This window comes from Bilophila sp. T19-St14, from assembly GCF_059728385.1.
Map to the genome: position 1 here is coordinate 1,647,876 of NZ_BAAGFT010000001.1, position 23,276 is coordinate 1,671,151.

A 23,276-nucleotide genomic window follows, 5' to 3' on the forward strand; every position below is an offset into this window, starting at 1 on the left:
GCCGGCAGGGAAATACATCCCTACCCCGCGCGCCCCACATCCGCCCCCAAAGGCCCAACATCCAACGGGACTCCCGACGCGCAGCCTCCCCACCAACGGAAAGTCTTCGGAGGGAGGGGATGGGGGTTCGGGGGAAGGGGAGGGAAGCCCTTCTCCAGAAGGGTTCCCTCCCCTTCCCCCGATACATCATACTACGGCAAATCGGCACCGATGGCGGTGATCGAAAACGTCCCGTGGCTGACGCCGCGGATGGCGCGGAGCTGATCGGCAAGCTCGCGGAGTTCCCCGGCCTTGCCTTTGAGCACCAAAATTTCCAAGCAATTGTGATGATCCAGATGCACATGGAGCGTCGTCACGATGAGCTTGTGCGCGTCGTGCTGCCGTTCCGTCAGCTTGCGGGACAGATCCCGGACATGGTGATCATAAATCAGGCTCAGCACGCCCGCCGCTTCCGCAGTCTCGGAATGCAGCGAATCCTGCACCAGCGCATCCCGGATGATGTCGCGCAGCGCCTCGGAACGGCTTGGGCAAGCCTGCCGTTCGCACAGGGCATCAAATTTCTCCAGCAGATCGCTATCCAACGAAACGCCGAAACGAACCGTTTCTCCCATTGTCGCACCCTCTATCGGTGAATTTCCCAGATCCGCACGGGAACGGGCCGCTCCTGCGGATACAGGGCCTCTATGTCCTTTTCCCAGACGCAGCGCCCCGCCCAACGGCGGTTGACGAGCATGGAACGGAAGGTATCGTACACGGCCCGGCTGGGCTCGGCGACCCACGCCGCGCCGCCCTCCGCAAGCGCATACTCCAGAAAATCCAGCACGGGCGCGGCAAAACGCTGCTCATACATGATGTCCCCGCCCCAGATGAACCGCAGGCTCCGGCGCTTCACCGCGGGCCTGCGCCAGTCCATGACCGTCCAGAGCGGCTGGGGCACGGCGTTGTGCTCCGCGTTGCGCCGCGCGAAACGCAGGGCTTCCGGCTCATAGTCCATGCCGATGACGTCCGCGCCGAGCCATTGCCCCACCAATGCCGTCAGGCCGATCCCGCATCCGAGATCAAGGCAGGGCTGCCCCCGCAGGCTCTCGCGCCGCTGGTACAGCCAATCGGCAAGCACAAGGCTGGAAGGCCACAGCTCCGTCCAGTAGGGAAGGCGCTCGTCTTCCGTAAATTCGGTCATGGCCTCCCACAGGGCTTCCATGTCGGCGGCGCGTTCCAGCGTCCAATCCCGCCCGCAGGCGTTCACCGTCAAAAAAGGCTGCCAGCCCCCCTCTGAAAGGGGCGTATCCTGAGATTCGTTCACCGTTTCCCGTCCCTGCCGGGCCGAAAGGTTCGGCACGGCATCATAAGTCATGCGTATGACCTATACAGGCGGCGGCGGAAAGGGTCAACGAAAGGGTGCCGATCCCCCGCAGGCATTATTGACCCTCAACGGTGCGTCAGGTATAATAATCAGCTTTTCCATAGTGATAAAGGAGAAATCGCCTCATGATCGTGGAAATGGGTTGTCTTGTCCTTGGGGTCCCCGTGGGTTTCCTGCTCCGCAGGAAGCCGCTCGCCATCAAGATCACCGATCAGGTGCTCACATGGTCCGTCCGCATCCTCCTGCTCCTGCTCGGCCTCGCCCTCGGCGCCGACGACAGCCTCATGTCGCAGATGGACACCATCGGCGCGCGGGGCATCTTCATCAGCCTGTGCTGCGTGGCGGGGAGCCTCATCGGTGCGCGCCTCCTTGAGCCGGTCATGAACCGCCATGTGGGGCACTACGCCGTTTCCCGCGCCGCAAAGGACGAAGGGGCGGCTCAATGAAGGAATCCATCATCGTCCTGTTCTTTTTCAGCGTCGGCGTGCTTGGGGGCAGGCTCGACCTCCTGCCCGCCGGATGGCTCGGCCTTGTCCACGAGGCCAGCAACCTCGCCGTATACGCCATGCTCGCCGCCGTGGGCATGAGCCTCGGCTTCGATTCGCGGGCATGGCGCATCCTGCGGGATCTCAAGGGCTGGGTCGTGCTCGTGCCCCTGATGATCATCGTCGGGACGTTCCTCGGCGGCGTGGCGGCATGGGCCATGCTGGACATGAGCTTCCGGGATGTGATGGCCGTGGCCGCCGGGTTCGGCTACTACAGCCTGTCGAGCATGCTCATCAACCAGCTCGCCGACGTCAGCCTCGGTTCGATGGCGCTTATTTCCAATATGGTCAGGGAACTCGTCACCCTGCTGTTCGCCCCCCCTGCTCGCCCGCGTCTTCGGCGGCCTTGGGCCGCTTTCCGCCGCCGGGGCCGCCAGCGATACCTGCCTGCCCGCCATCATCCGCACGTCGGGCGAGCGGAACACCATCCTTGGGATCTTCTCAGGCATGGTGCTCACCATTGCCGTCCCCATCTTCGTGACATCCATTTTCGCATGGCTGTAACACAGTCAAACCCAAAAAGAAATCAGCCCGTTGACGCCTCAGGGAGACTTGCTTACCTTTACGCGGCTCCAATCATACCCTTTCACAACCTCAATACAGCCAGAGAGCATCATGCCCCTATCCATCTTCAAACGCCTTTTGATCTGTTTCTGCTTGGCGCTCCTCACGGCACTGCCCGCGCAGGCCGAGAAGCAAAAAAACGGGACGCTTCCCCCCGCCCTCGAAACCGCGCTGTCCGCCCTGCTTGCCGACGCCCCACAGGGCAAAGCCAACCCCGACGCCGCGGCAGTCAACACCGTCCTTGATTTCGTCGCCACCAACACGCAGGCGCCCAACAAGGTCCGCCCGGAATCCCGCCCGCAGGGTTCCGGCGCGTATCTCAAGGAAACGCTCAACCTCCCGCTCCGCAAGCTTGTCGGGTACATGCTCGATCCCTCCATCCCCGGCGAGGCCATTTACCCCTCCGTCGTACGCCGCAACGCGTGGATGCCCGGCAGCCCCATCCTGAAGGACAGCGCCGCCCTCATCGGCGCGGCCTATCCCCCCGCCGCCCCCATCGTGACCAGAGGCGTGGAATATGAGGAAACGACGCCCGACACCTCCAGCGGCTGCTACTATTCCTACAAGCTGAACCGGCTGTTCGTGCTCGCCGATTACAAGGGCCGCACGGCGCTCATATCCGTATCCGTGATGCCCGGCCAGTCTTCCGTGGGCCTGCGGGGGGCCATTGTCGGCAACGACAAGGACTGGACGTATGTATACACCCCGGAAAAAGGAACCAACCTGGCCATGCTCGGCTGGGCGGAGACCTACCTTTACGGCTCCGCCAGCGTATCCGTCTTCATGGAAAGCGCGCCCGGCAGCGGCAAGGTGGACATCGCCATCTTCAAATGGGCAAAGGCGGGCTGGAAGGGCTCCAACGTGGTGAAAACCTCCCATATCACGGCGGGCCTGAAACGGTTCACAGCCTGCCTGCGTCAGGTGATGGAATCGCCCCGGCTGCCCTCTTCCGATGCCATCGCCGCCAAGCATGCCGGGCTCAAGGCGATGGGCGACACGGAACTGCGCGCGCAGCTTTCCAGCTTTGGCGCCCATCTCGCCAAACAGAACGACGACCCGCTGGACGAAAAGGCTTTCCGTTCCGTGCTCGACAACGGCGCATACCCCGGCACGCTCAAGCGCGACGACGCCATAGCCGAGCTCATGAAACTGTATATGCGTCAGCAGTTGGGAACGCTTCCCGCCGCCCTGGTACAGAATTGATTCAACAACGGTTCGGGCGGGGAACCCCTAGGCCGTGTCGGTATTTTACATATAATTATTTTAAATTATTAAAAATTTTTATATATTGAAAATAATTTAATACTTTAACCATATTATATCCAGTTGACGACACGACCTAGGTTTTCTCCGCCCCTCCCCTTTCCCCCAAAGGCGTGGGGACAGCCTATAAAGGCCGCAGGCTCTGCCTTAACTGCCTTTCCCCCAAGGTATAAGCCTCAACCTGCCAATTTCGCAGTACCCGTACAGCCTTTCCCCAAAGGTGTGGGGCCACTCTAGACAGGCTGCGTTTTTCGCTGTTGTCGGCATTCCCTCCCAAGGCGCAGGGGTACAGGGAAGAAATGCCGACGTATGAATGGAGGGACATGCACGTCCCTCTTTTTTTGTCCGCCCGCTTGGAATATGTTGAAAAAAAACATGATTTCAAGGCAAGTAAGGAAGCGGGCAGGCCCTGCCCCAAAAGAGGCTGACCATACGATAAAACGAACAGTTTGCAGTTCCATACATATTTATTGGCGGCCTCCGTGGGCGAACCATGTTACTGGTTCTTGAGCCGGGATTTCAAAAACTGCCTCCGCCGCTTATTCCGGCAGATCCCGCGAATAACGCTTGAACAACCCGGTCCGTTTTGAGAAAAGAATGCTGCCGGAGAGGTTTGGGACATTGTACCTGTGAAAAATGCCTCCCTAAAGGCAACCTGCACCAAGAGGCCGGGAACAGGGATTCGGCAAGTGCGAACGCCCTTGGAACGGGGACGGGCAGGGCCGCGCCGACAGGCTTGAAGCCCCCTCCTCCCCCAAAGCCTCCCCAACGCCTCCAGCCCCTTTCAAAGCCAATCCGCGCTAAGGAGAAAGCCATGCCTTTTTCACCTGAGATAGAAGCCTGCCGCGTACCCGACGAGCGGCTTGCCGAAGCCTATGAGGAAACATCCGCTGAGCACCGGAGCTGGATCAAGACGACGCTCGCGTTGGCTGAGGCGACGTATCCGGCCCCGCCCTCCCGCCTGACCATAACATCCGAAAACGCCGCAGCCGGGTTCGGCTTCACCCGTACACGGGAAACGGCGCCGTGGGCCGTGCTCCTCATAGGCGAAGGCTACGCTTCGGCGGTGCGCCTTGCGGCGGCGATCATGCCCGCACGCCTGGCTGGCGTGGAGCCGGTTTTCGCCGCCTGGACGGGCATGGAAACGGCGCCCTCCGGCCTGTTCGCCGCGCTGGAGCTCACCGGCGTGGAACAGGTCTTTGCCATGCGCGATCCGGCCCCGCTCCTGCGCGAACTTCCGGGACGGGGGCGCATCCTGCGCTTCGGCAAAGCCCCTCTCCCAGAATCCCCCTGCCCCGTCTGGAACGACCGCGCCCCGCGCATCGAACGCGCCGCCCTGCCTGATGCGGCGGTTCTGTGGGCCCACCCGGACGCCCTGCCCGCCGATGACGGAGCCGACGCCGTTTATGCCGGTCAGATAATCATCGGGGAAGGCACGCCGCTGACCCTCGGAACGGGATTGGAGGGTTGCTGGCTGCACACGGATTTGACGCCGGACTTTTTCATGAATGAGCGGTTGGAACTGAGCTGTACGTTAGAAAAACAGGAGTAAAATCATGCCGGTTTTTCGTCATAGACCCGGAGTTTCCTGTAAAGCCTGCTTTTCAGAAGATCGCTTGTTTCGTTATCTTCTGGAAATCACAGCTGACAGTACAGGAAAAAAACTCTGTGTTATTATGCAAAACCCGAGCGATGCCGATGAACACGTTTCCGATAAGAGTATCCAATTTCTCGAAACTCTTTTTTTTGAAAAATGCCCCCCAGAAATAGGCCCAATAGGAATAATAACGGTCGTCAACCTTTATGCTTTGGTTCAAAAACATGATTTTCATGGTGGAGAAAAAGCTGTTGGCCCGTTAAATGATCAAATTATTCAAAAGGCTATTAGCAATGCGGATATGGTTCTTCTCGCATGGGGACGTTCTAAGAACTACATGGAGCGGAAAAACATGATTTGGGCCATGCTTGACAATTTTCCCAGCAAGCCCCTTTTTAAGGGTGAACGGCACCCATCCCGTGCTTCCTACAGCCATTTCCTAATTCCTATTTCAACGAGGAGCTTTCCATGACACAGGCTGTGCGCAACATCGGCGTCATCGCGCATATCGACGCGGGGAAAACCACCCTCTCCGAGAGGATGCTGTTCTATACCCGCAAAATCCACCGCATGGGCGAGGTTCACGACGGCACGGCCACCATGGACTACCTGCCCGAAGAGCAGGAGCGGGGCATCACCATCACCTCGGCCTGCACGACCTGCGAATGGAACGGAACCACCGTCAACATCATCGACACGCCCGGCCACGTCGACTTTACCATCGAAGTGGAACGCTCCCTCCGCGTACTCGACGGCGCGGTCGGCGTCTTCTGCGCCGTGGGCGGCGTTGAGCCGCAATCGGAAACGGTCTGGCGGCAGTCGGAACACTTCGGCGTGCCGAAGCTCGCCTTCGTCAACAAGATGGATCGGATCGGCGCGGACTTTTCCGCCGTGCTCAAGTCCATGCAGGCCCGGCTCGGCGCGAACCCGCTGCCCGTCGTCATCCCCGTGGGCGCGGCGGAGACGTTTCAGGGCGTCATTGATCTCGTGACTTTGGAACGGCTTGATTTTGACGAGTCCGATCAAGGGCAGACATGGGCCCGTTCGCCCCTCAACGAAGCGGATGCCGAACTCGCCGCCCCGTGGCGCGAACAGATGCTGGAACGGCTGGCCGAAAACGACGATGCGTTCCTTGAACAGTATCTCGGCGGCGAATACACGGAAGCGGACATCCACAGCGCCATCCGCCGGGCTACGCTGGCCCGCCGCGTGACGCCCGTCCTCAGCGGTTCGGCGCTCAAAAACACCGGCGTCCAGCCGCTTCTCGACGCCGTAATCGCCTACCTTCCCGCCCCTTCCGATCTGCCGCCCGTCACGGCCCACAACCCCGAAGACGGAACCGACGACGCCATCCCCTGCGATCCCGCCCTGCCCTTCACCGGGCTGGTGTTCAAGGTCATGATGGATGGAGGGCGCAAGCTGGCCCTTGTCCGCCTGTATGCCGGGACATTGAAGGAAGGCGATCCCTGCCGCAACGTCACCCAGCGCGCCGACGAACGCATCTCGCGGCTCTACCGGCTCCATGCCGATCGCCGTGAGCAGGTGGACGCCGCCAAAGCCGGGGACATCGTGGCGACCATCGGGCTGCGCTCGGCGCGTACCGGCGACACCATCGGCGCTCCCGGCTCCAAACTGCTGCTGGAGTCCATCGAAGCCTACCAGCCCGTCATCTCCCTCGCCATCGAGCCCCGCAACGCCGACGAAGGCAAAACCCTCGACGAAGCCCTTGACCGCTTCTCCCTTGAAGATCCGACCCTGACCGTCTCCATCGACGAAGGCTCAGGGCACCGCATCGTGTCCGGCATGGGCGAGCTCCACCTTGACGTGATCCTTGAGCGCATACGCCGCGAATACGGCATCGCGCCCCGCGTGGGCCAGCCTCAGGTCATCCGCCGCGAAACGCCGAAGCGCACGGCATCCGCGGCCGGCACGTTTGACCGTGAACTCGGCAAGGAAACGCACATCGGCGAAGTCGCCCTGTCCATCGCCCCGCGTGAACGCGGTTCGGGCAACCAGATCCGGTTCGCCATCGATACGGCCACCCTGCCCGCCGCCTTCGTCGATGCGGTCAGGCAGGGCGTGGAAAACGCGCTCCAGTCCGATCCCGCTACCGGCTATCCCATTCAGGACGCGGACGTCGAAATCACCGCCATGCCCCGGCGTGACGGCTCCACGGCCGCGGGCTACCATATGGCCGCAGGCATCGCCTTGCGCTCGGCCCTTGAAGCCGCGCAGGTCACGACGCTGGAACCGCTTATGTTTGTGGAAATCTCCGCGCCGGAAGCCAACCTCGGCCCCGCCATCAGCCTGTTCGGGACGCGCGGCGGGAAAGTTGAAAACATCCTCGACCACGCGGGCCTCAAGCTCGTGCAGGGCCTTGCCCCCCTCAGCAAGCTCTTCGGCTTCTCCACAGACCTCCGCTCGGCAACGCAAGGCCGGGCCGGGCTGATGATGCGGTTTGAACGCTTCGACGTCATTTAAGGACAAACAGCTTCCAAGAGGCCCCCAGCGGGCCTCTTTTTTGTGCAAAAGCAACTGCCCACAACTCAGGCTTCTTGATATGCCCGCTCACGGGACGTTTGCCGTGTTCCGCCATATGGCCCCCAAAAGGCCCATACCCTTCCGTTGTTGACGACAAGAAACAGTTTGTGACCTCACGGAATCATCGCTGGCCCGATGCGTTGCACATCGTTCAGTTCCTCCGGCAACGCCTTACTTAATCAAATCCATACCCTGGAGAGCCAGCATAGGGGCGAGTGTGTACAACGTGGACAAAATCGGCTCTTGTTGTGCCCGCCTCAAGGTATTGGGCCGTAGGGAACGCCCTGACTTTCATGAACAGCACCATCCGGGAGAGAGGCCACATACCTTGCGTCTTTCAGCATACGTCTTTCTTTCAACATAGCACCAAACGGCTTTGCAAAGGCCATTTTATCCATAAGGCTGTGCCCTAGGCGTGTCGTCATTTTTTCATATAACTAATTGAAATCATTTAAAACAATCTTTTTTTTGCAACATTTTAAATAATTAAATAATTTCAATATATTATATATAATTGACGGCACAACCTAGAAAATGGTTGATGCCTTTTTTCTTGAAGTTCCAAAGGAATAACCAACCAAATACCTTAGCCATGAAGTCCGCCAAGGGGGAAACTGAAGGAAAAGGCTGTATTTTCACTGTGCTGTGGAGATGAAACGACCGCATGCTATGACAGAGCCATCCATAATGCCGAAACATAACCGCGAAAAAGGCGCTCATGCTACACAGCATAATGCGCTACGGCAGGTTAGGTATAAGGAACGCCCAAAAATTGATGCCGAACAGCAATGGATGGAACCGGGCAAGGCGTTTTTGGCGCTTTTCATAGCTGAGCCCGAATTGGCCCCAAAAACTGTGAAAGCGCCCGGAGCCCTCCGAGACTTACGAAACAAGTATGCCGCCGTCATTCAAGAGTTCCAGCAATTACCCAGCATTATGCCCACACTAAAAGCCGTATTGAAGAAATCGGCGGTGCCGCTCCGCAGTGGCCTTCCGCCACACAAAAAGCCTCCCGGTGTTATTCGCCGGGAGGCTTTTCCTCTTTCCCTGACAAGGCTCAAGAAGGGAAAGGAAACATCCGGGGATGGGAACCTTTTTTTGCAGGGCCCCATCCCCGTTTTTTATCAACTGTCGTAGAACGACCGCAGAACCTGACTGCGCACGGGATGGCGGAGCTTGCGGAGCGCCTTGGCTTCGATCTGGCGGATACGCTCACGGGTTACGTTGAACAGCTTGCCCACTTCTTCGAGGGTATGGTCGGACTTTTCCCCGATGCCGAAGCGCTTGCGGAGCACCTGCTCCTCACGCGGCGTCAGATCCGCCAACACGGACGCGATCTGCTCGGAGAGCTTGGTGTTGACCACCTCTTCGGCGGGCGCGACGGCCTTCTTGTCCTCGATGAAATCCCCAAGGCTCGAATCTTCCTCGTCGCCGATGGGGGTTTCGAGGGAGATGGGCTCCTTGGCGATCTTGAGCACCTTCTTGACCTTATCCACAGGATATTCCATACGATCCGCGATTTCTTCGGGAGTCGGGTCGCGTCCGAGTTCTTGAACGAGGTAGCGGGAGGTGCGGATGAGCTTGTTGATCGTCTCGATCATATGCACCGGGATGCGGATGGTGCGGGCCTGATCCGCAATGGCGCGGGTGATGGCCTGACGGATCCACCACGTGGCATAGGTCGAGAACTTGTAGCCGCGCTGGTACTCGAACTTGTCCACGGCCTTCATCAGGCCGATGTTGCCTTCCTGAATCAGGTCGAGGAACTGCAGGCCGCGGTTCGTGTACTTCTTGGCGATGCTGACCACAAGGCGCAGGTTCGAGCGGATGAGCTCCTGCTTGGCGCGCATGGCGGCGTTGTTGCCGCGCTTGATGCGCCAGAGCACTTCTTCAAGATCGCCCACATTGTGGCAGCATTTTTCCTGAAGGCGCTGGAGGATTTCGATCTTCCCAAGGATCATTTCCTTGTAGGAGAACAGCTCGTCCACGCTCATGTTCAATTCCTTGGCGGCGAGCACGGGGCTGATGTCGCGGGAATCGAGCTTGCGGAACAGTTCCTTGATTTCTTCCTGATTCTTGCCGGTGGACAGGAGGTAGGCCGACAGATCGCGCTGGCAGTTGCGCATCTGGCGGACGTAGTCTTCCACCGTCTCGATGATCCGGTCGATGAGCGTCTTTTCCAGCTTGATGTCGCGCAGGCGCGTGACGATCTCTTCCTTGAACGCCATGATTTCCTTCTGAATGGCGGTAACGCGGCGCTCCAGCGTACAGCATTCGTCCAGCTTGGCGTAGATTTTGCGTTTTTTCTTGAACGTCTGGCGGATTTCCTCCAGCAGCAGGATGACGCGTGTGCGCTGGTTCATCTCGTCTTCGGTGGGATCGTCTTCCTCAATGGTCTTGACCACATCCTTCAGCTTGATGCGGTTGAGCTTGAGGTCTTCGCCCACGTTGATGAGCTCTTCCACAGCGACCGGCACTTCCACGAGGGCGTACAGCACATCCTGCTCCCCCTGCTCGATCTTTTTGGCGATGGTTACTTCACCGTCACGATCGAGCAGCGGCACCGCCCCCATTTCGCGCAGGTACATGCGGACTGGGTCAGTGCTGCGGGAGGAAAAGTCGGCGGCGTCTTCGCTGTCCACCAGCTCAAGGCGTTCTTCGGACTGCTCTCCGTCTGTCTCCGCCGAGGTGACGGGGATTTTCTTGCCGTCCTTTTCCAGATCCACAATGGCGATTTCGAGCTGATCGAAGATCCCGATGATCTCCTCGAACTGCTCCGGCGTATTCATTTCCAGCGGGACAGCCTTGTTCACTTCCTCGAACGTGAGGAAGCCCATCTCTTTGCCTTTGGCGATGAGGCTCTTGATCTGCTGGATATCTTTAATGTTGTTCCCCATGAGTCCTCTCCAACGTTTCCTGAAGGGCGCGCAAATATTCCAAATCGGCCTCAAAATTGCCTGCGCCGGCTCCCTGACGCAATGCGGCCGAAACCGAGGCCGATTGCGCGGTCAAATGCAACGTATCAAGCATGGTGCGGATTGCGCCGAATTCACCCTCCTCGTTGTCGAGGGGGGGCACGTCCCCGGTGCGGCACCGGATCCAGAAACGCTTTTCCCTGGGGTCAAGATGCTGCACCACTTCATCCACAGGGTACTCTTCAAGTTTTTGCCAAAGATCCCGCGCCCACGCGGCGCCCAGAACCAGATGGGCCCCAAGCTCCCGGAGGCGGGGCAGAGAGGAGGGGTACCGGACCACGAAGGTCATGATTTCCCTGTCTCTGGGATTCGTCCGAACGGGCGGCTGGGTTTCCTGACCGCCCGCATTGCGCGGAAGCGCCCGCGCGCCTCGGCTCTCAACGATCCGCTCGCGCAGCTCGCTTTCCGCCAGCCCCAAGCCGGTGCTCAGCGTGGACGCGAAACGGCTGACGAGTTCGGGCAGTTCAACCTGCCTGAGGAACTCGCGCGCCCAGTCCACCGCCTCACGGGGGGCCATATCGCGCAGGCAACGCACGCAGAAGGCCATGCCCTCCGGCGCATTCCTGCGCAAATCCTCAAAAATGTCCGTCCCCTGCGTCCGCAACAGGCTGTCGATGTCCTCGCCCTCCGGGAAAAGGACGACTTTACAGGACAGCCCCCGCGTCAACAGCATCTCGCACGCCCGGAGCGCGGCCTTGCGGCCCGGCCCGTCGCCGTCGAAAAGCAGCTCCACATGCGACGTAAACCCTGAAATCCGTTTCACCTGTTCCGGGGTGAACGCCGTACCGAGCACGCCCACCGCGCTGGAGTAGCCGAACTGGTGCAGCGTCACCACATCCATGTAACCTTCCGTCAACATGGCGGGCTTTCCCGTCGCAATGGCGCGCCGGGCCTGCTGCAGTCCGTACAAGTGTTCGCCTTTTTTATATAACTGCGAATCACTGCTGTTGATGTATTTGGCTTCGTCCTCGTCGGCAATGATGCGCCCGCCAAACGCAATGACGTTCCCCGAAAGGCTGCGGATGGGGAACATCAGCCGCCCGCGGAAACGGTCATAGGCCCTGCCCCGCTCGCTCTTGCCGAGCAGTGCGGCCTCCACCCCCATCGACTCGCTGAACCCGGCCCGCCGCAGCACTTCCGTGAGCGCCTGCCAGTCCCGGCGGCTCCAGCCAAGCCCGAAGAGCTTCGCCACCTCTTCCGAAATCCCTCTCCGGGCCATATAGTCCCGGCACTCCGCACCGTCCCGGCCTGAGAGGTTCTCCATGAAATGCGCCGCCGCGATTTCATGGATTTTCAGCAACTGCCGCCGTTTGGACATGGACTGCCCGGCGGGTTGGCCTTCGTATTTTTGCGGCCCGCGCTCCAGCGTGACGCCAGCCTCTTCCGCGAGCTGCTCAAGCGTTTCCTTGAAGTCCAGCCCGTTGATCTGCCCGTAAAAATCGAACAAATCGCCGGAAGCCTGACAACCGAAACAGTAAAAAAAACCTTCTTCCTCGTTGATGGAAAACGAGGGCTTGGTCTCCTGATGGAAAGGGCAAGGCGCTACCCAGCGAGGCCCATTGCGTTTCAGGTCTACGTACCGTCGGGCAATGTCCACCAGATTCAGGCGCGCCTTGATTTCCTGAATGGCTCTTGCGTTCCGTCCCATACGCTCCCGTACGCCTCCGGCGGCAAGGGGCACATGGCGCCGATGCCCGTAAAGCTCATTATCCGGTGTTCGCGGCCCTTCCGTCAGGCAGGCCGCTCCCTCCGGCTTTGTCCGGGGAAGGACTCCCCGCGCCCCGCATCTTGGAACGCGCCTTGATCGGGACTCTCAACAATCTCATGCCGTTTCCGCGGTCTTTCTCATATAAAGCAGGATCCGCCGCAGTCAAACCCTTTCCTCTCCTTATAAAGTTTTCAGGAGAGAAAAGCGCTTGGGAAGGCGGGCCTCCCCTTACATTACTTGAAAGTAACAACCGTCACGCCGTCACCCCCCTGATCCTCCGGGGCCAGCGCGAACGAGGCGATGCCGGGAAACGTCTTCAAGAACGCGTGCACTTCCTTGCGCAGCGCCCCCGTACCGCGGCCGTGGACGATCTCCACACCCTCGCGCCCGGATAAAAGCGCCCGGTCGAGGTACTGCGACAATTCGCTGATGGCCTGATCCGCCCGCTTGCCGCGCAGATCCAGCCGGAGCAGGGACATTTCGGGATTGCCTCCGGCAGCCGTCCGCACCAGCACGCCGGACTTCGGCTTAGCCGATTGCTGCGGCTCATCGGCTGGCCCAAGCATCGCGGCATCGGCCCACAGGGTCACGCCGTTCATATCCAGCTTGACCCGGTTCTGCCGAGCATCGACTTCGCGCACCACGGCCTTCTTGTTCCAGGGGCGGTGCGTCACATGCTGGCCCGGCTTGAGATCCGCAATGCAGAATGCCGGGGCCGCCTCTTCCTGTTCCGGCGAAACGTGCAGTTCGGCGCGAACCTTGGCAAGTTCCTTGAGGGCCTGCTTATGCCCGGCCTTGCCTTCCTGCCAGTCCTTCATGACCTTGGCGGACAGCTCGCGCACCTCTTTGATGAGGCGTTCACGCTCACGCTCGAAACGCTCCTGTACGGCTTTGCGTTTTTCACGGGTGCGCTGCTGCTCGGCCTTGAGCGCATCAAGCTCGCCTTCGCGCTTGGCGGCCAAAGCGTTCAGGCGATCCATCACCGCCGTCATATCCTGACCGTCCAGCAACAAATAGTGTTCCGCACGGCGCAACACCGATTCGGGAAGCCCGTGCTCGCGGGCCACGTCCAGCGCCTGGCTCGCGCCGACCTGATCGTAGGCCAGCCGGAACAGCGGCTTTTTCGTGCCCGGATCGAACAGCACCGAAGCGGCGCGCACGCCCTCACGGGTCAGCGCGTAGGTTTTCAGGGCCGGGAAATGCGTTGCGGCCACCACATGCGCCCCGCGTTCGAGGAGGCCGTCGAGTACGGCCTGAGCCAGCGCCGCCCCCTGCGCGGGATCGGTACCGGCACCGAACTCGTCGAGCAGGATGAGCGTACGGTGATCCGTGGCTTCCCATGCATTGCCGAGATGCCGGATCTGCGCCGTAAACGTGGAAAGGTGATCGTCAAGGCTCTGCTCGTCGCCGATGAATGCGTGGATGGACGTCCACCACGGGATGACGGAACCCTTCGCCGCCGGGACAGGCAGCCCGGCGAGCGTCATGACCGCCAGCAGGCCGAACGTCTTGAGGCATACGGTCTTGCCGCCCGCGTTGCCGCCGCTGATGACGAGCGCGCGATCCGCAGGCCGGAAAATGAGGTCTACCGGATGCGGGCCGCCCCGCCTGCGGAGCTGCGGATCGAGCGCAAGAAGCGGGTGGCGCGCGCCGAGCAGGGACAAGGGCGCGTTTTCCCCGTCGGGGCTGATCGTGGCGCACGCGCCGTCGAACAAGGCCGCCAGCCCGCATTTGGCAAGCTCCACGTCCAGCCGGACCAGCAGCTCCCACGCCGAACGGATGAACGGCAATTCGTTCTGCACGATGTCCGTAAGGTAGCGCAGCACCTTGCGCTCTTCCTCCCGTTCCTCGCGCTTGAGCTCCTGCAGGCGGTTGTTCTGCTCCACGAGGAACAGCGGCTCGAAATAGCAGGTTTCGCCGGTATTGGAGTAATCGTGGATGATGCCCTGAATGCGGCCCTTGAAATTCGACTTGAGCGGCAGGACGTAACGATCCGAGGCCAGCGTCATGTAATCATCCTGAAGGTACTGGGCGATGTTGTACTGGATCGCGAAATCCTTGACCTTACGCAGGCACATGAGGTGCAGGCGGCGCAGTTCGCCGCGCACGAACATCAGTTCGGGGGAGCTTTCATCCTTGATGAGCCCGTCGTCGCCAAGGCAGCGGGACAGGGCCGAAAGGGTCATCTCCGGCAAGGGCATGGAGGCCACGAGATCCCGCAATGAAGGCCACATGGCACCGTTTTCATTGATGGACTGAGCGGCCTTGCGGCCCTGGAGCAGGGTTTCGCGGAGCGCCCACAGCGCGTCGGCGTCGAGCGGCGCGGAGGACGGGGACGCCGCGGCCTTTTCCAGATGGGGGAAAAGCCCCTCAAGATCCGGGAAATCGGACAGGCGGAACCCGCTGTGCGCAGACCATGTGCGCACTTCGTCGAACAGAGTATGCGCGGCGTTGACGGCGTCCACATCGCGCAACGGGAAAAGGCCGAGGCTGACCCTGCGGCCTGCCTCGGACACGCACAAGCCGGCAAGATGCTCCAGCACCTTGCCGAATTCGAGAGCCTTTATCGTACGGCTATCCATGCAAACTCACTTCCTCCCGGCGCGGCGTCCCGCGCGGGGGGCTAGCTCAGGCGCGCCTTGACCGCGGAGCTGACGGCCTTGCCGTCCACACGGCCTTTATAATCGCCCATCACGGACTGGATGACCTTGCCCATGCCGGACATATTGGTCACGCCAAGCGCGGCGATGGCGGCATCAATGGCGGCGGCCAGTTCTTCCTCGGAAAGCGGCTCGGGGAGGTAATCCTTCAAAATGGAAAGTTCGGCGGCTTCCTTCTCGGCGAGATCGGGCCGGTTGGCCGCGGTGAACTGCTCGATGGAGTCCTGACGCTGTTTGGCCTGCTTCTGGACGACGGAGGCAAGCTCTTCGTCGGTGACGGGCCGCATGAGTTCCACCTGCAGGTTCTTCGCCGCCGTCTTCAAAAGGCGCAGCACGCCCAACCGCAGGCCATCCTTGGCCTTGTAGGCGGCAATGTAGTCCTGCTCGATACGCGTTGTCAGAGACATGACAATTCCCCGAAGATGATGATTGAAAAAACACGGAAAGCCGAAAGGACTTCCCGTGTATCCACCTCTATCGCCTATGAGATCGCCCGTCCCGGCGCCGGAAAGGCAAACGGGGACAAACACGGAAACGCTCCGCTCGTCTACGGGAGGAGCCCCGCCAAAAAGGACGGGATGCACTCCCGTCAAAACGATGGAGCGTTCCAAACCCCTTGCCTTTCCGTTTCCGCATCCGGGAGGATGAAGAAACGGAAGGGACTAGGCGGCGTTCATCTTACGCATTTTCTTCAGCAGACGCTTGCGGGCGGCGGCCTTTTTCTTCTTGCGCATGACGCTCGGCTTTTCAAAGTGCTGGCGCTTCTTCATTTCAGACAAAATGCCAGCCTTTTCCACCTGCTTCTTGAAGCGGCGCAGAGCGATATCGAAGTTGTAATCGTCTTCGTTCAGAAAGACTCCGGGCATTGGTCATCACCCCCTCTTTGCGTAATACTCTCCAAGGAGGGCGACAAAAACACCCGGCCTGAAGACAGAAAGAGGAAGATAGACGACTTTTCAAAAAAAGGCAAGCCCTAATGACTTTCCGCCGGGTGCTCCTCGCCGTGGCAGCCGCAGCCGCCCCGGCAGGTCTCCCAGACCGAACGCAGGATCACATAGCCCACGCCGGTGCCGATCACGAACAGCACGAGGTAGAGCACCCCGAAGAAGACCGCGAAATCGGGGGACCACCACGGAATGTCCTGAGGAAGGGGGCTGTGGATCGTTTCGCCGTGCAACATCTGCTTTCTCCTTACTTGTTTAGCGCATCCTTGAGCATCTTTCCGGGACGGAACCGCACCACCTTGGAGGCCGCGATGGTGATGACTTCGCCGGTACGGGGGTTACGTCCCTGGCGTTCCTGACGCGTTTCCGCCGCGAACGTGCCGAAGCCGGTCAAGGTGAGCTTGCCGTCTTCCGCCAGCATTTCCTGAACGGATTCCAGCATGGCATTGAGGGAACGTTCCGCGGCCGCTTTGGTCATGTTGGCCCGGGCCGCAATCTGCGCGACGAGATCTGCCTTGGTCATCATCGACTCCTTGTGCTCGTTTCGGACTGCGGTCGACGGGGCATGATACACCACCACGACCCGCTCCGCAATCGCGCCCGCCATCACAGAGCAGCACCTTTTATCCGGCACAACGCCCTCTGATCATGGGGCATTTATTGGGGCAAAACTTGGATCAGCCGTTCTTTTGGTCAATCATGTTTTTTCGGGGAAGTCAACTCCCCGAACTTCCAAAAATCCCGGCAAGCTGCTGAAACTGTTCCGGCGTGAGCGTCTCAGGGCGCGCTTCCGGGGCGATCCCCAGCCGTTCGAGCGCGGCGGCGGTGCCGTCCCTGCCCGCACGCCGGAGGATCGACTGCAACTGCTTGCGCCGCAGTTGGAAACAGAGCTTCAATACGGAGGAAAGGGCCTTCGGGTCCGCGGGATGCCGTTCCCTCGGCAAAGGGATGAAGGTGACCACGGCGGAATCCACCTTCGGGGGCGGATTGAACGCACCGGGCCCGACCACAAACCCCCACTCGACCCGGACATAGCTCTGGATCCAGACGGAAAGCGCGCCGTAGTCCTTGGTTCCCGGCTTGGCGTACAGCCGTTCGGCCACTTCCTTCTGCACCATGAACACCGCCCGCGTCAGCTCCGGCGTCCGGGACACTATATCCCACATGAGCGGCGAACCGACATTATAAGGCAGGTTGCTGATGATTTTCCACGGGCCTTCCAGCGACTCCCAGGGGAAGGCCAGCGCGTCGGCGTTGAGCACCTGCACGGCGGGGGCGGGGCGCTCCAGCCCGGCATGATGGGCCGCCCAATAGCTGTCCTTTTCGATGAGGCGGAACTCGGCGGGGCCCCGTTCGTGGATGATGCCGGTGATGGCCCCCGGGCCGGGGCCGATCTCCAACACCCGATCCTCCGGCCCGATCCGCAGCAGATCCACGATGCGGGCCGAGGTTTTGGCGTCTTTCAAAAAATGTTGGCCAAGGCTCTTCTTGGCGCGAGGTGCAGCAGTCAAAACATCCCCCACACGGTTCAGGGAAAAAGGCGTTTTCCCATTGGAGCCGAAATACTACCCTTTTCACCCCGGCTGTCAATGATGTGCGGGGGTAACCCCGCGGATCCTTCCCTCTCTTTGCACAAAAAGACACAAGCGCCGCGCCCCGGTTCCGCAGCCCGGAAAAAACGCAGCAACCACGCGGGGGAAAAGACCCCCTTGACATCTATGGAGACTACTCCCTATGACAAACGGTAAGAACAGATCGAAAGCGGGCCCGCCGTGCGCGGGGCCTCACAGAGATCCTTTTTCCCGCGCCCCGCTGCGCGGGGAACATAAACGGCACTCCCTCCGGGGCGACCCGGAAGGGACTGGTAACACCCATAGAAGCAGGAGAGGACTATGTCCAAAGCCTTGGATAGCCAGCGAACCTACGCCCTGATCGGTACAGGCGGCTGCGGAAAAACCTCACTGGCGGAAATGCTGCTCTTCCAGAGCGGCGTCATCAACCGTCTGGGAGCCATTGAAGAAGGCACGACCACTCTTGATTACGAACCGGAAGAAATCAAGCGCCGCGGCTCCATCCAGCCCGGATTCGCCACTTTCCTCTGGAACAAGGATCGCCACTTCCTCATGGACGTCCCCGGCGACACCAACTTTACCGGTGACCTTCCCTACCTGCTGATGGGCGTCGACGCGACCGTCCTCGTCATCGATGCCGTCGACGGCGTGCGCCCCCTTACCCGCCGCATCTGGAACGCCGTGCGCGAAGCCGGACTGCCGTCCCTCGTGTTCATCAATAAAATGGATCGCGACCGCGCCGACTTCGACATGGCCTTCAACGGCCTTTCCGCCGTGCTCGGCATGAAGCCCGTCACCCTGTACATGCCCATCGTGGATGGCGACGCCTTTACCGGCATCGTGGACATCCTTGGCGGCAAGGCCCTCATGTTCGGCGAAAACGGCGCCGTGACCGAGGCCCTCATCCCCGAAGCCCTCGCGGACGAAGCGGCCCTCCTGCACGACACCACCGTTGAGAACATCGCCGAATCCGACGAAGAGCTGATGGAAAAATACCTTGAGGAAGGCTCCCTTTCCGCGGAAGACCTCGCCGCCGGCCTGCGCAGGGGCGTGCTCAACGCGGCCCTGACCCCGGTCGTGGTGGGTTCCTCCCTCGAAAACAAGGGCGGGCGCGAACTGCTCGACGCCATCGCCCGCCTCTTCCCCTCGCCGCTCGAACGCCCGGCCTTCCTCGACGCCGAGGGCAACGAACGCATTTCCAGCGACGAAGGCCCGGCTTGCGGCCTCGTCTTCAAGACCATTGCCGACCCGTTCTCCGGCCAGCTCAACATGGTGCGCGTGATCTCCGGCACCATCAGCTCCGATTCCACGCTCAAAAACATGCGTACCGAGGAACCCGAACGCCTCGGCACCCTCCTCTATCTTGACGGCAAAGCGCAGACGCCCTGCAAGGACGTTCTCGGCCCCGGCGCAATCATCGCGGTGGGCAAGCTGAAAAATACCCGTACAGGGGACACGCTCAGCGACGACAAGGCCCCCTTTGCGGTCGCCATGCCGCAGCTCGCCCCGCAGCTCATCACCTTCGCCCTCGCGCCGAAGGAAAAGGGCGACGAAGACAAGGTGTACGCCGCCGTCCAGAAGCTGCTGGATGAGGATGTGACCTTGAAGCTGAGCCGTGACGAAGAATCCGGCGACATCCTGCTTTCGGGCATGGGCCAGCTCCACATCGAAACCGCCGTTGAGCGCGCCAAGCGCCGCTACAAAGTGGAAATCCTGCTCAAGACGCCCAAGGTTCCCTACCGTGAAACCGTTCGCGGCAAGGTGCAGGTGCAGGGCCGCCACAAGAAGCAGAGCGGCGGGCGCGGGCAGTTCGGTGACTGCTGGATCGAAATGGAAGGGCTGCCGCGCGGTTCCGGCTACGTGTTCGAGGACGCCATTGTCGGCGGCGCCATCCCGCGCAACTACATCCCCGCCATTGACAAGGGGATTCAGGAAAGCGCGGCCCGCGGCTTCATCGCCGGGTGCCCGGTCGTCGACTTCAAGGTTCGCCTCTATGACGGCAGCTACCACACGGTCGACTCCTCGGAAATGGCCTTCAAGGTGGCCGGTTCCTTGGCCTTCAAAAAGGCCCTTGAATCCCTGAAGCCCATCCTGCTCGAACCCATCGTGCTGCTCTGCGTTTCCGTGCCGGACGAGTACATGGGCGACGTCATCGGCGACCTCTCCTCGCGCCGCGGCAAGGTGCTCGGTTCCGACTCTCAGGTCGGCATCACGGAAATCAAGGCCCACATCCCCATGAGCGAAGTGCTCCGCTACGCGCCGGAGCTTCGCTCCATCACAGGCGGTCAGGGCGTTTTCACGATGGAGTTTGACCACTACGAAGAAGCCCCGCAGCCCATCGTCGACAAGGTCATCGCCGAGTATCAGAAAACGAAGGGCGAAGAATAGGGAATGCCTCCGGCGGCAAGGGGCTCTGCCCCTTGACCCCGCTGGGGGGAATGATTCCCCCCAGCCCCCCTCAAGGCCAAAGAAGGGCGGTTCCGCATCCGGCTTGCGCCGGACACGGAACCGCCCTTCTTTGGCACCGATGCCGTCAGCCGTATCCCGCTTGAGAAAACCGGTGAAACGGCGGCGTTATCTTCTTAAGATAAAAGGGAATGCTGCGGACAGGGATTCAATAAACGCGAAAGTCTTTGGAGAGGGTGGGGGGAGGTTTGGAGGGGGGCGGGAGAAGCCTTTCTTCAGAAAGGTTCTCCCGCCCCCCTCCAATTCACCTTTTCACCTTTCCCTACCCCCTACGCCTCGATCTTCGTGCCGAGGAGCTTGAGATACAAGGACATCCACTCAGGATGCGCGGGCCACGCCGGGCCGGTAACAAGGTTCCCGTCAACAAAGGCGTTGCTGGCGGTCGCGTTGGGCTCGCACCAGACGCCCCCGGCGTCCACCACGTCGGGCTTCACGGCAGGATAGGCCGTGCAGGAGCGCCCCTTGAGGATACCGGCGGAAACCAGCATCTGCTGGCCGTGGCAAATCGCCGCAATGGGCTTCTTCGCCGTGTCCATCTCACGGATGATCTCGATGACGCGCGGGTTCAGGCGCAGATATTCGGGAGAACGGCCGCCGGGCACGACGAGCCCGTCATAGGCGGCGCAATCCACAGCGTCAAAATCGGCGTTGATCTGGAAATTGTGGCCACGTTTTTCCGTATAGGTCTGATACCCCTCAAAATCATGCACGGCTGTGGCGATCACGTCGCCCGGCTTCTTGCCGGGGCTGACCACATCGACATCGTGGCCCACCATCAAAAGCATCTGATACGGAACCATGATCTCGTAATCCTCAACAAAGTCACCAGCCAACATCAATATTTTCTTTTTTGCCATATCGCTTGCTCCTTGATTCGGGTTTATAACCGATTCTACATCGGGGATACGCGAACACGCAAGGATAAAGCATCCAAAATCCCCGGTGCGCAAGGATAAATACCGATTTTGCTTGACAGCGGAAAAAAGAGGGGCTATTTGGATTCCTGCGGAAGAAAAAGGCGACTTTTTCTTCTCATCCTGTCTGGCCGCCGCAGAGCGGCCCTACTGGGGTGGCCTGAGACGGCCCCCTTTTTTTTATGCCGAGCCCCTTTTTCTCCCTGAGAACGGGGCAATACGGAGAACATCAAGACGCATGAGTCATCCCGATAGAATCGAATTCATCACCGAACTGGTCACCCCTCTGGCGGCCTCCCTTGGGCTGGCTGTCTGGGGCGTTGAGCTGGGCGGCGCCGCCCGCCCCATCGCCCGGATCTATGTCGACGTCCTTCCCGGCGCTGAACCCGCCCCTTCCGATGGGGCCCCCGGCGAAGCGGGACTGCTCCCACAGGGCGTCACCATCGATCAGTGTGCGGAACTGTCGCGGCTCGCGGGCCTCGCCCTCGATGTGGAAGACCCTTTCGCCACCAACTGGACGCTCGAAATTTCCTCTCCGGGGCTCCAGCGCCCCTTCTTCAAAATCGACCAGTTGAGAAATTACGTAGGGCGCGAGCTGGAAGTCGTGCTTGCGGCACCGCTCGACACATGGCCGGGGCGCAAGAAATTTTTCGGAGCCCTCGTTGCCGTCGCCGACGAGGAATTCACGCTCAGCCTGCCCGACACCCGCCGGAAGGCCGAAGAGCCTGAAGAAGTCACCATCGCCTGGCCTTTTGTGCGCAAGGCGACCCTCGTCCACCACTTCCCCGAACCGGGCAAGAAGCCCGGCGGCAAGAAAGACTCCAAAGATTCCAAGGGTACACGCGGAGGCGCTGCATGAATTTGGAACTGAAAAAGGCCATCGACCAGATCAGCAAAGACAAAGGGCTCGATCGCGATATGCTCGTGGATACGCTTGAGGACGCCGTCCGCACTTCCGTTATCCGCAAGTACGGCGAGAACATCGACGTCGAAGTCAGCTACAACGACGACACCGGGGAAATCCAAGTCCACCAGTTCAAGATCGTCGTTGACGACGTGGCCGATCCCGATACCGAAATCGACATCGAAAAGGCCCGCGAGCTCGATCCTTCCGTACAGATCGACGACGAAATCGGCTTCCCCCTCAAGGTGACCGACCTCGGACGCATCGCGGCCCAGTCCGCCAAGCAGGTGATCATCCAGCGTATGCGCGACGCCGAACAGGAACTCATCTATGAAGAGTTCAAGGATCGCGTGGGCGAAATCTGCAGCGGCATCATCCAGCGCCGCGACAAGGGCGGCTGGATCATCAACCTCGGCCGGACGGAAGCCATCCTTCCCAAGGAAGAGCAGATCCCCCGCGAGCATTACAAGCGCGGCGATCGCGTGCAGGCCCTGATCATCGAGGTCAAGAAGGAAGGCCGCGGCCCGCAGATCGTCATTTCGCGTTCGCACCGCGACTACACCGCCGCCCTCTTCCGCCGCGAGGTGCCGGAAGTCGACGACGGCACCGTGCAGATCATGGGCGTCGCCCGCGATCCGGGCAGCCGCGCCAAAGTCGCCGTGCTTTCCCGTGAACGCGACGTCGATCCCGTGGGCGCCTGCGTGGGCGTGCGCGGTTCCCGCATCCAGAACATCGTGCAGGAACTCCACGGCGAACGTATCGACATCGTGGTCTGGAGCCCCGAAATTTCGACCTATGCCCGCAACGCGCTGGCTCCGGCCGTGATTTCCCGCATTGTGGTCGATGAGGCCGAAAACCTCCTCGAAGTCACCGTGCCTGACGATCAGCTCACCAGCGCCATCGGCCGCAAGGGGCAGAACGTCAAGCTCGCCGCCAAGCTGCTTGGCTGGAAAATCGATATTTTCACTGAAACCCGCTACAACGAAACCAACGCCATCGGCCGCGGGCTTGAGCAGGTCGCCAGTGTGGCCGAAGTCTCCGTGGACAGCCTCGTGAGCGCCGGATTCACCACGCTGGAACAGCTCCAGGATGCGACCGATGAAGAACTGTCCGAAAAGCTCAGCCTCTCGGACAGCCGTATCGGCGATTTGCGTGCGGCTATCAACTTCCTCTCTCCCGTAGTGGGCGAATCGGCCGACAAGGCCGGTGCCGATGCGGACAAGGCCGACGAAACGGCGGCCGGGGAAGGCGAATAGCATGG

General features: G+C 60.6%; 20 protein-coding genes. 9 read left to right on the plus strand and 11 right to left on the minus strand.

Annotated elements, in window-relative coordinates; translation table 11 throughout:
- Positions 1–191: 191 nt before the first annotated feature.
- Together nikR and AC6I1V_RS07125 are read right to left on the minus strand one after the other, a co-directional pair.
- Positions 192–611 carry a nickel-responsive transcriptional regulator NikR gene (nikR, locus tag AC6I1V_RS07120; protein ID WP_302551404.1) on the minus strand — a complete coding sequence of 140 codons (420 nt, stop codon included), beginning with the start codon at positions 609–611 and terminating at the stop codon, positions 192–194.
- Between the two features lie 11 nt (positions 612–622).
- The gene (locus AC6I1V_RS07125) at positions 623–1,354 is read right to left on the minus strand and encodes a class I SAM-dependent methyltransferase (protein ID WP_302551405.1); all 732 of its coding nucleotides are present in this window, start codon (positions 1,352–1,354) and stop codon (positions 623–625) included.
- A 134-nt stretch (positions 1,355–1,488) separates the two neighbouring features.
- Between AC6I1V_RS07125 and AC6I1V_RS07130 the strand changes: the two genes are divergently transcribed.
- From AC6I1V_RS07130 to AC6I1V_RS07155, 6 genes are all read left to right on the plus strand, one after another.
- Positions 1,489–1,809, plus strand: coding sequence for a LysO family transporter (locus tag AC6I1V_RS07130; RefSeq protein ID WP_302551406.1), 321 nt, complete (start codon positions 1,489–1,491; stop codon positions 1,807–1,809).
- On the plus strand, positions 1,806–2,717 hold the full coding sequence (locus AC6I1V_RS07135) for a LysO family transporter (protein ID WP_497736951.1): 912 nt from the start codon (positions 1,806–1,808) through the stop codon (positions 2,715–2,717). Before AC6I1V_RS07130 ends, AC6I1V_RS07135 begins: the two co-directional genes overlap by 4 nt.
- Before the next feature lie 1,832 nt (positions 2,718–4,549).
- A complete protein-coding gene (locus tag AC6I1V_RS07140; RefSeq protein ID WP_486853628.1) occupies positions 4,550–5,287 on the plus strand; it encodes a hypothetical protein in 738 nt (245 codons plus the stop codon).
- A gap of 4 nt (positions 5,288–5,291) precedes the next feature.
- Positions 5,292–5,804, plus strand: a complete 513-nt coding sequence (locus tag AC6I1V_RS07145) for a DUF1643 domain-containing protein (RefSeq protein ID WP_479859250.1) — start codon at positions 5,292–5,294, stop codon at positions 5,802–5,804.
- Entirely contained in the window at positions 5,801–7,813 is a 2,013-nt protein-coding gene (gene fusA / locus AC6I1V_RS07150) for an elongation factor G (RefSeq protein ID WP_486853627.1), read from the plus strand. The genes AC6I1V_RS07145 and fusA overlap by 4 nt, the downstream gene beginning before the upstream one ends.
- A gap of 747 nt (positions 7,814–8,560) precedes the next feature.
- On the plus strand, positions 8,561–9,010 hold the full coding sequence (locus AC6I1V_RS07155; protein ID WP_486853626.1) for a hypothetical protein: 450 nt from the start codon (positions 8,561–8,563) through the stop codon (positions 9,008–9,010).
- Here AC6I1V_RS07155 and rpoD read toward each other — a convergent pair.
- From rpoD to rsmA, 8 genes are all read right to left on the minus strand, one after another.
- Positions 8,998–10,770 (minus strand): RNA polymerase sigma factor RpoD, encoded by a 1,773-nt coding sequence (rpoD, locus tag AC6I1V_RS07160; RefSeq protein WP_302551411.1) that lies wholly within the window; start codon positions 10,768–10,770, stop codon positions 8,998–9,000. The genes AC6I1V_RS07155 and rpoD overlap by 13 nt on opposite strands.
- Entirely contained in the window at positions 10,754–12,496 is a 1,743-nt protein-coding gene (gene dnaG / locus AC6I1V_RS07165; protein WP_308770585.1) for a DNA primase, read from the minus strand. Before dnaG ends, rpoD begins: the two co-directional genes overlap by 17 nt.
- A gap of 293 nt (positions 12,497–12,789) precedes the next feature.
- Complete coding sequence (locus tag AC6I1V_RS07170; protein ID WP_486853625.1) at positions 12,790–15,138, minus strand: endonuclease MutS2; 2,349 nt, start codon at positions 15,136–15,138, stop codon at positions 12,790–12,792.
- 41 nt (positions 15,139–15,179) lie between these two features.
- Positions 15,180–15,623 carry a GatB/YqeY domain-containing protein gene (locus AC6I1V_RS07175; RefSeq protein WP_302551414.1) on the minus strand — a complete coding sequence of 148 codons (444 nt, stop codon included), beginning with the start codon at positions 15,621–15,623 and terminating at the stop codon, positions 15,180–15,182.
- A gap of 255 nt (positions 15,624–15,878) precedes the next feature.
- On the minus strand, positions 15,879–16,082 hold the full coding sequence (rpsU, locus tag AC6I1V_RS07180; protein WP_005025074.1) for a 30S ribosomal protein S21: 204 nt from the start codon (positions 16,080–16,082) through the stop codon (positions 15,879–15,881).
- Between the two features lie 107 nt (positions 16,083–16,189).
- Complete coding sequence (locus tag AC6I1V_RS07185; RefSeq protein WP_302551415.1) at positions 16,190–16,396, minus strand: hypothetical protein; 207 nt, start codon at positions 16,394–16,396, stop codon at positions 16,190–16,192.
- An 11-nt stretch (positions 16,397–16,407) separates the two neighbouring features.
- Positions 16,408–16,683 carry an HU family DNA-binding protein gene (locus AC6I1V_RS07190; protein ID WP_302551427.1) on the minus strand — a complete coding sequence of 92 codons (276 nt, stop codon included), beginning with the start codon at positions 16,681–16,683 and terminating at the stop codon, positions 16,408–16,410.
- Between the two features lie 193 nt (positions 16,684–16,876).
- The gene (gene rsmA / locus AC6I1V_RS07195) at positions 16,877–17,671 is read right to left on the minus strand and encodes a 16S rRNA (adenine(1518)-N(6)/adenine(1519)-N(6))-dimethyltransferase RsmA (protein ID WP_302551416.1); all 795 of its coding nucleotides are present in this window, start codon (positions 17,669–17,671) and stop codon (positions 16,877–16,879) included.
- A gap of 381 nt (positions 17,672–18,052) precedes the next feature.
- On the opposite strand from rsmA, the gene AC6I1V_RS07200 reads away from it, so the two are divergent.
- Positions 18,053–20,119, plus strand: coding sequence for an elongation factor G (locus tag AC6I1V_RS07200; RefSeq protein ID WP_486853624.1), 2,067 nt, complete (start codon positions 18,053–18,055; stop codon positions 20,117–20,119).
- A 347-nt stretch (positions 20,120–20,466) separates the two neighbouring features.
- On the opposite strand, the gene AC6I1V_RS07205 is transcribed toward AC6I1V_RS07200, so the two are convergent.
- Positions 20,467–21,054: a DJ-1/PfpI family protein gene (locus AC6I1V_RS07205; protein ID WP_486854835.1), complete on the minus strand. Its 588-nt coding sequence runs from the start codon at positions 21,052–21,054 to the stop codon at positions 20,467–20,469.
- Positions 21,055–21,349: 295 nt separating this feature from the next.
- Here AC6I1V_RS07205 and AC6I1V_RS07210 point away from each other — a divergent pair, with 295 nt between their 5' ends.
- Positions 21,350–21,970 (plus strand): LSm family protein, encoded by a 621-nt coding sequence (locus tag AC6I1V_RS07210; protein ID WP_486850091.1) that lies wholly within the window; start codon positions 21,350–21,352, stop codon positions 21,968–21,970.
- Entirely contained in the window at positions 21,967–23,271 is a 1,305-nt protein-coding gene (gene nusA, locus AC6I1V_RS07215) for a transcription termination factor NusA (protein ID WP_302551420.1), read from the plus strand. Before AC6I1V_RS07210 ends, nusA begins: the two co-directional genes overlap by 4 nt.
- Positions 23,272–23,276: the final 5 nt, after the last annotated feature.